The organism is Myxosarcina sp. GI1 (assembly GCF_000756305.1).
In the GTDB taxonomy this organism is placed as follows: Bacteria; Cyanobacteriota; Cyanobacteriia; order Cyanobacteriales; family Xenococcaceae; genus Myxosarcina.
This window is the reverse complement of record NZ_JRFE01000066.1, coordinates 1-11901: the sequence shown is the minus strand read 5'-3', so window position 1 is coordinate 11901 and position 11901 is coordinate 1. Positions and strand designations below refer to the sequence as shown.

Annotated in this window: 14 protein-coding genes; 8 read left to right on the top strand and 6 right to left on the bottom strand. The window is 40.4% G+C overall.

From position 1 onward, the window contains the following. The 4 genes from KV40_RS35900 to KV40_RS31475 form a co-directional block, all read left to right on the top strand. Positions 1–609 (top strand): hypothetical protein (locus tag KV40_RS35900; RefSeq protein WP_036489729.1); only part of this gene is annotated, 609 nt, incomplete at its 5' end. 284 nt (positions 610–893) lie between these two features. Then, on the top strand, positions 894–1520 hold the full coding sequence (locus tag KV40_RS31485; RefSeq protein WP_036489727.1) for a hypothetical protein: 627 nt from the start codon (positions 894–896) through the stop codon (positions 1518–1520). Between the two features lie 82 nt (positions 1521–1602). After that, complete coding sequence (locus KV40_RS31480) at positions 1603–1971, top strand: helix-turn-helix domain-containing protein (RefSeq protein ID WP_036489725.1); 369 nt, start codon at positions 1603–1605, stop codon at positions 1969–1971. After that, positions 1961–2218, top strand: coding sequence for a hypothetical protein (locus KV40_RS31475; protein WP_036489723.1), 258 nt, complete (start codon positions 1961–1963; stop codon positions 2216–2218). Before KV40_RS31480 ends, KV40_RS31475 begins: the two co-directional genes overlap by 11 nt. Before the next feature lie 1056 nt (positions 2219–3274). Here the strand turns inward: KV40_RS31475 and KV40_RS31465 are convergent. The 6 genes from KV40_RS31465 to KV40_RS31440 form a co-directional block, all read right to left on the bottom strand. Continuing rightward, the gene (locus KV40_RS31465) at positions 3275–3592 is read right to left on the bottom strand and encodes a hypothetical protein (RefSeq protein WP_036489719.1); all 318 of its coding nucleotides are present in this window, start codon (positions 3590–3592) and stop codon (positions 3275–3277) included. A gap of 47 nt (positions 3593–3639) precedes the next feature. Then, positions 3640–3987 (bottom strand): hypothetical protein, encoded by a 348-nt coding sequence (locus tag KV40_RS31460; RefSeq protein WP_036489717.1) that lies wholly within the window; start codon positions 3985–3987, stop codon positions 3640–3642. Positions 3988–4240: 253 nt separating this feature from the next. Further along, entirely contained in the window at positions 4241–4627 is a 387-nt protein-coding gene (locus tag KV40_RS31455) for a hypothetical protein (RefSeq protein ID WP_036489715.1), read from the bottom strand. A gap of 92 nt (positions 4628–4719) precedes the next feature. Next, positions 4720–4980: a hypothetical protein gene (locus KV40_RS31450; RefSeq protein ID WP_036489713.1), complete on the bottom strand. Its 261-nt coding sequence runs from the start codon at positions 4978–4980 to the stop codon at positions 4720–4722. 186 nt (positions 4981–5166) lie between these two features. Beyond that, positions 5167–5616 (bottom strand): hypothetical protein, encoded by a 450-nt coding sequence (locus KV40_RS31445; protein WP_036489711.1) that lies wholly within the window; start codon positions 5614–5616, stop codon positions 5167–5169. A gap of 122 nt (positions 5617–5738) precedes the next feature. Further along, positions 5739–6020: a hypothetical protein gene (locus KV40_RS31440; RefSeq protein ID WP_156114292.1), complete on the bottom strand. Its 282-nt coding sequence runs from the start codon at positions 6018–6020 to the stop codon at positions 5739–5741. A 165-nt stretch (positions 6021–6185) separates the two neighbouring features. Between KV40_RS31440 and KV40_RS31435 the strand changes: the two genes are divergently transcribed. From KV40_RS31435 to KV40_RS31415, 4 genes are all read left to right on the top strand, one after another. Beyond that, positions 6186–6482 (top strand): hypothetical protein, encoded by a 297-nt coding sequence (locus KV40_RS31435; protein ID WP_156114291.1) that lies wholly within the window; start codon positions 6186–6188, stop codon positions 6480–6482. A 365-nt stretch (positions 6483–6847) separates the two neighbouring features. Further along, entirely contained in the window at positions 6848–7732 is an 885-nt protein-coding gene (locus KV40_RS31430) for a J domain-containing protein (protein ID WP_036489705.1), read from the top strand. Positions 7733–8161: 429 nt separating this feature from the next. Further along, entirely contained in the window at positions 8162–8644 is a 483-nt protein-coding gene (locus KV40_RS31420) for a hypothetical protein (RefSeq protein ID WP_036489702.1), read from the top strand. A gap of 326 nt (positions 8645–8970) precedes the next feature. Next, on the top strand, positions 8971–11901 hold a 2931-nt coding region (locus tag KV40_RS31415), incomplete at its 3' end, for a hypothetical protein (protein ID WP_156114290.1).

The following is an 11901-nucleotide window of genomic DNA, read 5'->3' as shown; positions in this document are numbered from 1 at the left end:
GGCTGCCGTTTCCCATTCTATTGCTTTGTAGATGAAGAACTAAGAAATCTCCAGTTCGAGCTAATAAATGCCGATTTGGAGCAAGCCGTAGGTAGGTCTAGACTGGTTATAACCGATGCTACAGTGCTGGTTGCCGCAGGTTTCCCCCTTAAACAATCTCAACTAATTACGAAAGACGACTGGAAGGAAATACACCATGAACTACAAGCAACTCAGTCTAATGAGCTACAAATCGACACCCCAACAGAGGCAATCGCTGCCGAAACTACCCTGGCACAAGGTCAGGAAAGCAAAACCGATAGAAGCGATTCTAACGAGAGAGTCATTTATATGGACTCTAGAGCAGGGAAAAGATATCGAAGTGAGGAGAGCGAGATTTCTAAGCAGTTTTCGATCGCGATTCAAGCAGGCTCTATCAGCACAACAGAAGAAAACATCGTAGCTCTTCTAGATGGGTTCAATTTCAAAGAAATGAATTCTGAATTACTCAACTCGATCCTAGCCACAGAGGAAGTTACGCAAGAGCTTATCAATGCGGCATGGAAAAGGTTAACTCCAGAGCGTCAGTATTATCTAACATCCCTGTTGGAGAATCAACAAACAGGCTAAATTAAACAGATAAACAGAAGAATTACTATTAGCTGTGAGGTTCAAAATCTCACAATATATGTAAATTATATTCTTTAAGCATTTGGGTTTTAAGGTTTCCCCCGCTTGCTTGCTGATTCTTTAATTTTCGGTACAAGTACAAATTGTTTAATCATAGTAGTCGCCCTCAAGGTTTCCTTGCCTTGGGGCAATTTTTTTGCTCATAACCCCACATTGCACTAAATGTCCCTGATTTTTGGCGTTTTTACTATTAGTTACAAAACGTAATTACCCAGATAAAGACTATGATTCAAGCGATAGAAAAGAGCATAATCGAGATTGAAGCTAAAATCGAGCGAACCCAAGAAGCGATTAATACCCAAAAGCAAATGCTTAGAGATCTTCAGAGCGAAGATAACGCCCTGAACCACGAGATGTTATCCATCTCCGATCCAGATCATGTTGATGAATGCTTCGACCGCTGCGAAACGCGACAAAAAGAAATCGCCAATGAAACTAAGAAATTAGAACTACGGATTAAGAGTTATAAGGCTGCTCTGAAGAATTCAGAAAAAGAATTAGAGCAAGCTATCGAAGCTCGTCGTTTAGCTGTTCATGCTGAGTATGACGACAAAATTGCTAAGCAAACTCCTATTGTTAATGAAGCAGTGAGTAAGGCTCAGAAAGAAATACAAAAGCTGGAGGCGTTGACCGAAGATGGTAATCGTAAAGCAGGTATCACTAACGGAAGCTCGACCGAACGGAATGCTTCAAGGTTTGGCGACTCCCGCATCTTAGCTAAAGTTACCTTGCCATTTGTGCGTTACAGCAAAGAAAGGAAGCAAGTTTACTTGACGTTAGGCTCTGGTAATTGGGACTATACGTTGAACCAAATGGAAAAAAACAACTCCTTTGATAATTGGATTTTTTAAGTTTTCCATGTGCTAACAGCCTCGAACTAGCAATCATAGACAGCCCTCTCTTGGGGGCATTAGCCACATACGTTTAAGTGATATGGAAGAATTAAAGGCATCCGAATTAATTGCGATCGCCGCTTTGGCAAGTGGAAAAACGATCAATCAAGCCGCCACCGAAGCTGGTGTCAACGAGCGAACCATAGATCGTTGGCTTAAGAAACCCGAATTTAAAGCCGAATTACGCTCAATCGTTACAACTACCTATCGCAGCCAATTAAACCAGCTACAAAGCCTTCTCTGTCGCGGTATAGAACGGTTAAGTCAGATCCTAGACGACGAACAAACGACCGCTCCAGACATCATTAGAACCGTGCATTTATTGTTGTCTGCCGCCGATCGCTATCAAGAGTCAAGCTTGACTGAACGAGTAGAGAATTTAGAACTGGAGATTAACAATGAAGTTTAACTTAAAGAAACGCATAGAGGCACTAAAGGTTGCCGCCGACGACCAAAAAGCTGGTCAAATCAAGAACAAACCTAATCCTTACGAGAATTGGAGTAAAGAAGACCTAGAAGCCGAATACGATCGCTTCTTAGCAAACCAAACGCCAGAGCAGAAAGCTTATTGTGATTGGCTTAACACCCAAACGACAGAGCAATTAGCCGAGCTATACGCTGACATGATGCGTGACAAAGGGGTCAATGGCAACTAAGCCTCATATTATCCACATCCCTACACCCAAACCGCAAATAATCCAGATCGGCAAGCCCGATCGCCTAACTATTGAAATTCGTAAATCAAAATCAGAGGTAATTAAATGAAAAGAATTTATCGTCGCGATGTAATTGTCAACAATCGTAATCTGCAAGAGAGAATAGACTCTAACACAGAGGTAATCAATCTAGACACTACGCTGGAAAATTTAGAGAACCTGAAAGGACGGATAAACGCAGTAGCAGAGTTTATTCGGTCAACGAGATCGCAATTTGAAAGGATGAGTTCAGACATCGAAAGGATCGAACAATCCATAAATAAAAGAAAGCCGAAAAGTTGAGATTTGATTCAAGTCAAAATCTAACAACTAACCTCTCAATCGAGAGGTTTTGTTTTTGGTGTAAAATAGCTACATCCTATACACTGCAAGGGTGGAAAGCTGTCAACACATGTATTAAATATATAAGTGCAGCACTGCTGCTAATAGTTACTTATCTCCTCGTTTCTCACTCCACATTTTGCTGAAGTGAACAAGAAATCATTAGCACCACATAGCCGCATTTAAACAGCTATACCAGCCGCTTAAGATGCTGTTAGGTAAAATTAATCATTTGATGAAAAAGGCTGCCATACGCGATATTTGAGCTTATCAATCGTGATAGGCTCGGATACGAGTCAAAGGTGGAGAAATCCTACTTTTAAAACGCTTAACCCGTTTAACCAGATCCACATTTTGGTAGAGACGGAAATGTTCAAAAATACAAAGTACTACCCTTATATATTTATCTATATGTGTAGTACTTTGAAAAGTGAACAAAACAGATACAACCATTACACATCAAGGGCGGGAGCCTGTCAACAGGTGTATATAATATATATAATCGGCAAGCCGAAATCTCAGTTATTAAACCTTCCTCTAATTGCCGTAAATTAACCTGAAGCCATTTAAACGGCAAAGTAAAGCCTCTAAGTATTCTGAAGTGGATTAGTTATCTAATGTATTAACAAGTCTATCTGAGGCAATTCTGGCTGGCCAAGACACTAATAGCGATCGCTACTTAATGAAGTGTTGGAAATTTGAACTAATAACCCGCTCGTCAATCTCTCCTGTATCTTCATAGCTGGTTAGGTTGTCGCGCCAAGATGGGTTAAGACTCCATAAAACAGAGGGGAACGGCTCACCATCTCGATAGACCGTTATCTTTTTTCCTGGAACGATAAACTTATGGCGATCGCTGGAATATAGTGAAAGAAGATATCTAAATTCTCGTTTGACTTCCGAGCGGTAAAGCTCATCTGCTAGTGCAGAAAATCCTCTGTTGTCGAGCCATTGGCAAACTTTAGTTACAGCAGAATAGCTAATTTTCCCCATAATCTTGTAAAACCTTGCTTGAGACTAAGTTTAACACCACATAAGCATTAAAACGCCCTCTCAACTTCCTCCTTATCAACCAACTTACAAACTCCACCTGCTCTATTAAGAGCAAAAGTGGAGTTTCTTCTATCTATATTGATATAAGTATCGGAGAAAGGGAAATTGATGTAATTTGGAGTTACCTGTAGCTTATCAGTAGCATATACATCTACTTCAAGTTTACCCTCATAAAAATCTGTAGACTTAAGTTCTCCAGACTTATTGTCTAAATCTAAGGTAAATTCCATCAGGCGATCGCAATCTACAGGATTTTCGCAGGGTAAGCCATCCCAAGTCGTCTGCTGACATTGTAGATTAATCGCTGAGGCTAAAAGTAAAGTAACAAAGTTCATAGGTATCAAAGTAAACTACATGCTTAGTGTTCCCAAACTTTAGATACAAACTTTAGCAAGCTGTTTATTGTAATGAGTCTGGATCGGGTTCTAATTCCGATAACTTCAGTTCTGGTGAATTAGAAAAGCCACCTACAACCCTTGTTTATCAAAGGTTATAAGCAGAGTTAATCTTTAAACTTTAATTATCGGTATTCAAGCCAGATTAGCAATTTTAATCAATCGCTTTATTTTGCCGTTTTATGGTATTTGTCTACCGTTCGCCATCGCGCCGCAACAGATAATCTAAAATACGATCGTACTTCTCAGACGCGGCTCTAATTTCGGCTAGGTTCTCTGCTAGCTGTTGCTGCGTTCTTGCTTGAGTTTCCTGTATTCCTAAGATGTTTTGCTGGTTGTCCGTGAGGTTAAGAGTAGCAGTCTCTAATGCTCTCAATCTGGCTGCGCTGTCTCTGGAAAATTGCGCCAAAGTTTCTATGTTATCTGCATTCTGGCTGGCTACACTCTCTAGCCTAGAAATGCGATCGCGGTTCTGAGTCACGCCATTAGTTAGAGTTCCTAACGCGCTTGTGATAGTGGCTAGGTTTTGAGTTATCTGCTCTAAGCGATCGTTACTTCCGTTACTATTGCTGTTGGTCATCTTGATATAATTCTATTAACTGAACGTAAAAGAGATCGGGGAAGCTCACCGATTGCCGTCTGTAGCTTCCCTTTGACTTTATTATTGTCTCATTATCGCTGCGATAACAGTCGCCACCAAACAGCCGTAGCTTGAGCTTCAGCTTGTTTGCCGCAGTATTCCAATAATTCGATTAACTCTTCATTAGTATCCCTCGTTTCCATATCGACCTTAAAACCATCGGCTCTTTCCTGAAGAAAATAGCCTAAATCTACTAAAAACTGTCGAAGATCTTGCGAACACTTAACGCTCTCAACCACAGCTTTGAGCTTATTGGGATGTTTAATAGCGTCTGTGTGTTTAGGGTTTTTCATAGTCTTAATTCTTAGGTGTAAGCTTTCTAGCTTGGGGTTTATTGGCTTGCTGTTTCTGTTCGTGGTAGGCGATCGCTTTTTCTCTCAGCCATGCCCAAAATTCTGTATTTGTTTGTTGGTGCATAATTCTCCTTAATTGGTAAGTCTTTTATTTAGGCAGGATTGCCCTGCCTTTTGCGATCGCGACTAGAAGCTTAGAAGCATTCTCATTCCGTCTCTAATAACTTGAATATCTTTCCCATCGAAGCGAATAAAATCGCCTCTATTGATGTCTTTGTCGTGGGGTCGATAGTTATTGATCCAGGTAATCTCTTTGGTGCTGAGGTTCTTTACCTTTAAGCCTCGATTCTCTGAGCCTAACCAGCCATGCCTTATCGCAGTACGCGCCATCACTTGGTAGGTTTCAAATTCAGGCTTAGGCAAAGGCTGCACTCGATGTTTACGGCTATCTTTGTTGGCAAATACAGGAATCGCTACAGTTACTGCTGGTTCAGGCTTGACAACCCGTTTAGATACGAATCTTGGGGAGCCAAGAACGAAGCGAACAAAAAAGCAGTTATGCCACTCCTCAACTGACTTTAGGTCACAGGGAGCGCAATTAAGATGTTGAGCAATTTGTAGGTTAATATTTAGCATAGTTAACTTTGTGGTTTGTATGGAGTTGACTAGGAGGTGGCAGTTACTTTGGTCGGTGGTTGCCGCCTCTCTTATACCTATATTATAGCTTGTACCTACCTAGGTAACAAGCACTTTAATTTCTATGTGGCGAGAAACTTTTCATACTCTCCGTTGCGCTTGCTACGGTCGTAATCGTAGCTTTCTATATATTTCAAATAAGCTAGTGTCTCTGTCTCTCCATAGATCTCAATCATAATAGGCATGATTAGCTCTATAGGACTTAGTTCTGAGCCAGACATCATCATTATGTAATCGATAAAAGCTTCCCCTACAGCACACCAACAAGGATTGTCTGCTTTAAAGCCTTTGTAACATTGATTTTGGATAATAAGAGAAATAGTGCGTCTAGTGTGTAAATCCATAGTGTTTGTCTTGCTTGTGTTGTGTTTTGATTTACCTATATCGTACCTAGCAAACAACCAAGCTCCAGTGACCCAAATCACAATTTACAGCTATTTTTTAGCTATATTATAGTTAGGTACTTTTTAAAATGAGGTAAGATGCCAAAAAACATAGGAACAGTACAGATGAATCTATCCATCGATCCAGAGTTAAAAGATGGTTTTAAGGCTCTCTGTAAACGAAAAGGTATTAATGTAACTGATGCCGTTCAAAATTGGATGAGGGCTAGTATCACAGCTAAAGACATAATCGCTCAACCTAAGACTATAACCTTAGATAGTGATGGTTCGTTGCCACCTAGCTTACAGGAGGCAGTCAGCGAGATACAACAACGGACTGAGGCTAAATTTGAAGAAGCGATCGCCAAACTGACGAGCAAATTATCAGAGGTTGAGGAGGAACTATCAACCGTAAAAAAGTAGCCAGCCAGCCTGTCAAACCAAAGCAGAAACAGCCCCTCGAAGTTCCCCAGGAACAGCTAGAATTTGACCTTTTAGAGAAGACCGAAACAGCGAAGACTAGAATCTACTCTAATAAAGAAATTGCAGATATAGTTGGTACTTCAGAAAAAGCAGTTAAGTCTGCGGGTACTAGATGTAAAAAAAGTGGCAAAGCCTACAAAGGGTTTAAAAAGGTCAGAGATAGAGCTAATGCTTGGGTCAAAGAATAAAGTAAGCATCCCTAGAGAGAGGTTAACTAGGGATTATTTTTTTTGATTTGTGATTTAAGTCACTTTTACCTAGGTATTACCTAGTTATAATAAAGCTATGTAAACAAATAGAAAGCCATGATAGACCAACCATCCAAAGAAGAATTAGATTACAAGCAGATGCGGAAAGAGTGCTACCAGTACGACCGCAAACCCCAAGCCGCTTACTACCGTTTCAAAAGTAAATATGGCTATCCTCCACAGTTCATCTGGGCATCCAACTGCTTTTTTAATCAACGGCGGAAGATGACGATCGCCAGTCAATTGAAGTTCGCCCGTTATTGCTGCCGTCATACTTCAACTAGTAACGAGGCACTGGAGATGATGCGGCTAGAGTGTGGAGAGGTGCGATTCGAGCAGTACAAGCTAAAGTTTAAGACCGCTTGTAAAGAATGGGAATCAAGAATAAGCCCTAATATTGAGTCCGATCATGCTAGTAAAGGCTATAGCTTCCTTAAGTACAGGCTTGTTAATTCAGAAGACTATGAGCAATCTGTCAGTATTCGTCTGAGATCTGACAACATTCATGATCTTAATCAGATGGTTACAGCTTGGTTAAATGCCCCAGAAGGAGAAAAACAACGCGATCGCACTTATAACCATAGAAGATACTTCGAGCCTGATAGCGACGAATATAAGCAACGTATGCAGGAATATGAGGCATCCTACCAAGCAAGAGAAGCTGAATGCCAGCGTCAAATGAATGACCCTGAATATCAAAGAAGACAGCAAAAAGCTTATCAAAAAGCCTGGGAAGCCTACAACCGCACCCAAAACAAGATTAAAGCGAACGCCACAGTTAACTCTGCAAAATTCCTCACAGATACCTATAACAGCTTATCAGAGCTAAAAAAAGCCTACAGATCGCTTTCTAAGCAGCATCATCCAGACCTTGGAGGCAAGCCCGAAAGCTTTAGACAGCTAACAGTTGAATACGAGGCTTTATGCTTGAGGTTTACTTAAGATTTTTATCTATGGTTGCAGCTTAATTAATAGTCACTAATCTATGGCAATAGCTGAAACCTACTTAATACGTTAATCAACTATACAAACGACTACCTACTATTACTTGTAAACCAAATTTATGAGACTACATTAAATGTCTGACAAATCAACAGTTTCTATACGGGTAGATTCCCGTGATTATCAACTACTCAAACGCATCTTAGAAAAAAACGGAACTACAACGTCTAGATGGTTCCGACTACAAATGCTCGTTTACCTCGATAAGCATTCCTGGCAACTCTTAGACGATCCAGAGATTGATCTAGACTCAAACGAGCTATTCATAGCGCGCCGTTCCAACAACGAAAACGCTATCCCTTGGGTATGGCAAACCATACAGCAGATCGAAGAAGACCCGACTAAACATGAACCAAAGGAGGTTAAGTAATGGAATTTAGTAGAGAATTCAAAGAGCATTTTAAAAAAGATTTAGAAATGGCTAAACAGCTTGAAATGCTTGGATATACAGGTTTTGTTCGTGATTTTTGTATTACTGCCATAGAAGGCTACAAAGAAGGTCAACGAGAACAGACAGCAGATCGAGCAAGTTATGAAAAAGTCAAAGCTTGGTTGCAAGATAACCCCGCCGAAACTCAAATCGGAGAAGTCAAAAGACTTTACTTAAACCCTGGTGAGAAGGTATTCATGACTAAAGATGATAAGACGGGTCACTACGAAATCAAGTACGAATACCGTTTACCTGGAATAGACTTCTGGTTCACTCATCGGGTTCTAACACATACCGCTAACCTGAAAAAAGCTAAGAAGATTAAACGACAGATGGTAAATGCTGAACGCGGGATGGAGCTAAGAATGGTAGGGGAACAACCGAGGATTTGTCAGTTGCTCATCATCTGGGAACCCGCTTAAAACAAAAGTGACTGGTAAATCCAGTCACTCTCATTCAACGATGCACAACTAATTATAGAATCATCTAAAAGTCAAATTTTCTAGCAACTAACAAATAATCTTTTAAATGTCAAGAATGTTCCGTAGTTTTACTGTTTAGTTTTACGTCTAAAGGAGTTATTCTGGTAGAAATTAATATTTAGTAGACATTAAAAAACTCGCTCAAATTTTGAGAGAGGAGAGCGAGCTTTTAATTCTTATCCTTTGTAAACCCCTGTTAGAGCAGGGATTCTTAAAACGACCTTAGAGGGTCGAGTCAACGACCTGAGATGGTCGAATCAACTGTTATGAATATATTATCAAATTTCGGTCTATCAAGCAACTTACATAATAATAATCATCCGACGAGCGGGCGTTCATCAAAAGCAAATCCCTGCCCTGTCTGTGACAAGACAAACGGTAAATGTAAGTTCACTGATACAGGTATTTTATGCTTTTATGTCAGCAACTTTAGCATCGGTGAAGAAATCAATGGCTATAGGCTAAATGTTCTTAACGGTGGGAATATGGGGGGAGCTTTATCTCCAGTAAGAGAGAAACCCAGCTATCAACGCAAAGTAACAGCGGCTAAGAAAACCAAGAAGCCGACTAAGTGTGAGACAGCTAAACCCGATAGACCCCAACATAGTAAAAACCTGTGGTCGCTAGTCAAGCAGTTACCCCCTACCAGAAAAGCTGTTGACTTTTTAAATGAGAGATTCCATGAAAAACAAAATGCTAAACATTGGCAATCACTAGGCTTCTTCTCCGCACCAAGTAAAGAAGTTAAGCTTTCTAAGCCCGTTTCTGCCACCATAGCTGGAGTTAAGGCTACAGATCCCAAGAGAGAAAGTAAAGATTTCTATTCCTCCTACGGAAATGCGGTAAACATCCCTATCTTCAATGTATATGGTGACTTAATAGGTCATCAACCTATGAATTTCAAGTCAAAGGAGGATGAAGATACCCCAAAATATAGCTGGAATACTTGGAGCTATCGAGGCTCAAAAATTAATGATGCCAAGGTAAAACTTCAAGATGGCTCTCTAGAGTTCCCCTTACAGGTCATTCAAACTGTAAACAGCGATAAAACTATCTACATTTGTGAGGGGAGCTTAAAGCCAATGCTAGCGGCTGTCATACATGACAAAACAGTTGTCGGCAGCGCATTCGACCTTTCATTATACCCTCGACAGCTAAGAGAAACTTTAGCTGTACTCAATCCAGATCGAGTGATAATTACGCCAGACGCAGGAGCGATCGCGAACCAGCGAGTATTTGATGGTCGTATCGACAAAGACATTAACGAGCTTATCAGTGTCCGCAACGAATTAAAAGCTAACTTTGAAATTTTTATAGCTGATTGGGGTCAACTTTGGAGCAAGGAAGGTCTAGGCGATATCGATGAAGTAAATAAACCAATTGTCAATCGCTCAACCTTAATCCCTGTAAGGGATTGGATGCTGTTAGAGAGTCGAAATGTATGGGAAAATTACCCTCTCGCGATTACGACTACTAATATATATAATAGAGATAATCTTCTGAGCGATAAAAAACCATACATCAATTCGCTCAAAGTCTTACGTAGCAATACTTTAGCCCCTGTAAATCCAGATACAAATCCTTCAACGCTTCAAGCTTTAATCGAAAATTCTGAACTTAGTCAAGTTTTCCATCGATTTACACTCAAAGAGAAATTATCGTCTGCCGAATGCGCGGCGATCGCCAGTAGCTTGGCATACCTAAAAGGCGGTGAGACGTTCTACAAGAATCATCTCCACGAAGACTATCTAACTAGCCAAGGAAGTAATAGCAATGTTAAAAACTTCTGTAAGGTTCTTAGAAGAATTGGTTTTAACCCTTGTGTTATGCCTGATGTCGATTACTCGCTCTACGACATCGCCAAGGGTAGAAACATCCTACGCTTAGAATTGCCTCAGACAGTCACGCTAGAAGCATCAAGGGATAAACTAAATGAAGCGATCGTAACTGCTCTACAAAAGGATTCTAATGGTGTTATAACGATTACTGTCTCTACTGGAGTAGGTAAAACTCATAATTTAGCTCAAGCTGAGTTTTACAAGTTTTTAGAGAGCCATAACATCAATGTTGTTATCTTGTTTGCTACTCATAAGTTGCTTCAAGAATTCCAACAAGCAGTACAGTATCCAGTGTTGGCTCAAGTCGAGTTACACTTACCAGATGCTCCTGTTCTTCGTAAAACGATTAACGAGCTATACCAATTCAATATGGGTAGGGAAGCCAACGATCTGCTTTATAAGTGTATAGCTCACAACCCTTTACCCTCTAACCCTTGTGGAACAGAAGACTTAATTAAGAATGAACTGACTGATGCAGTTAAGCAGCACATCAGACAATACTTAGATGCCAAGGATCAGATTAGAGGCGGGTCTACCCAGCGAGTAATACTGGCTACCCACGCATTCTTTAGCCTTTGTCCTGAAGCCTTTGAAGGTCGTACAGTAATAGCCGACGAAGACCTATCTAAAAGCTATCTACGGGTCAGTAGCTCGACATTGAACGAGTTAGCTTCAGTAGCTAGCGGTTGTCAGCCCGATTTGTATGGGAAAATATGGAATAGGTTAGTTGCCTCAGAAGATAATCAAGCGGTTGATGTCTCTGACATAACAAATAATTTAAACCCTGAAACCTTACTAGCTTACTTCGAGCATCGCTCCCGTATTGAGTTTAGCAGTCGCTATAAGTCGGAGATTCCGAAGCTGCTGGCTGCCTCCCATTTAGTTAAGAATGGTAAGAAATTTAGTATAATTCAGCCTAGTTTACACTTGCCCGACAATAAAATAATCATTCTCTCGGCTACACCAAATAAAGCTATCCTCAAGCAGTTGGCTGGGGATAGATTAGAGCTTATCAATGTCGGAGATACAGAATTAAAAGGCAATCTGTACCAAATTACCGATCGCTCTTATTCCCGAAGCTGTTTAAAAGAATTAGATGTTAATGAGCTTAGAGAATTAACAGGCAACCGCCTAGTAATTACCACAATTGCTAATAAAAAGAAGTTCAATAACCCCTCAAAAACTATTCACTTTGGCAATTGTCTAGGGTATAATGAATTGAAGGGTCAAGATATTGACATAGTTGGCTTTAACCAACCTTCACCAGCAAATATTATTTCAATGTTTATTGCTTGTGGCGGTAATACTGAAAGTAAAGATTTACGGTTTAAAAACCAGATTGTCCGTTACAATGGCTGC

Bases quoted from the DNA above. Each gene is read 5' to 3' on its own strand.
- KV40_RS31485 (WP_036489727.1), top strand. From the start codon at position 894: ATGATTCAAGCGATAGAAAAGAGCATAATCGAGATTGAAGCTAAAATC.
- KV40_RS31480 (WP_036489725.1), top strand. From the start codon at position 1,603: ATGGAAGAATTAAAGGCATCCGAATTAATTGCGATCGCCGCTTTGGCA.
- KV40_RS31475 (WP_036489723.1), top strand. From the start codon at position 1,961: ATGAAGTTTAACTTAAAGAAACGCATAGAGGCACTAAAGGTTGCCGCC.
- KV40_RS31465 (WP_036489719.1), bottom strand. From the start codon at position 3,592: ATGGGGAAAATTAGCTATTCTGCTGTAACTAAAGTTTGCCAATGGCTC.
- KV40_RS31460 (WP_036489717.1), bottom strand. From the start codon at position 3,987: ATGAACTTTGTTACTTTACTTTTAGCCTCAGCGATTAATCTACAATGT.
- KV40_RS31455 (WP_036489715.1), bottom strand. From the start codon at position 4,627: ATGACCAACAGCAATAGTAACGGAAGTAACGATCGCTTAGAGCAGATA.
- KV40_RS31450 (WP_036489713.1), bottom strand. From the start codon at position 4,980: ATGAAAAACCCTAAACACACAGACGCTATTAAACATCCCAATAAGCTC.
- KV40_RS31445 (WP_036489711.1), bottom strand. From the start codon at position 5,616: ATGCTAAATATTAACCTACAAATTGCTCAACATCTTAATTGCGCTCCC.
- KV40_RS31440 (WP_156114292.1), bottom strand. From the start codon at position 6,020: ATGGATTTACACACTAGACGCACTATTTCTCTTATTATCCAAAATCAA.
- KV40_RS31435 (WP_156114291.1), top strand. From the start codon at position 6,186: ATGAATCTATCCATCGATCCAGAGTTAAAAGATGGTTTTAAGGCTCTC.
- KV40_RS31430 (WP_036489705.1), top strand. From the start codon at position 6,848: ATGATAGACCAACCATCCAAAGAAGAATTAGATTACAAGCAGATGCGG.
- KV40_RS31420 (WP_036489702.1), top strand. From the start codon at position 8,162: ATGGAATTTAGTAGAGAATTCAAAGAGCATTTTAAAAAAGATTTAGAA.